Annotated in this window: 1 pseudogene; it reads right to left on the bottom strand. The window is 70.0% G+C overall.

The window, feature by feature from the left end:
• Positions 1-217, bottom strand: a pseudogene (locus tag QWY29_RS20790) (glycine hydroxymethyltransferase); the annotation flags it as partial.

The raw sequence follows: 217 nt of genomic DNA on the forward strand, positions 1-217 counted from the left end.
GGCGAGGATCGACCAGAAGGCGACGAGGTTGGCGTCGATGCCGGAGTGCGGCTGCACGTTGGCGTACTCCGCGCCGAAGAGCTCGCGGGCGTGCTCGGCGGCGCGCGACTCGACGGTGTCGACGTTCTGGCAGCCGGCGTAGAAGCGGTGGCCGACCGTGCCCTCGGCGTACTTGTCGCTGAACCAGGTGCCCATCGTCATCAGCACGGCGGGCGAG

Source organism: Nocardioides abyssi, assembly GCF_030412915.1.
Lineage (GTDB): Bacteria > Actinomycetota > Actinomycetes > Propionibacteriales > Nocardioidaceae > Nocardioides > Nocardioides abyssi.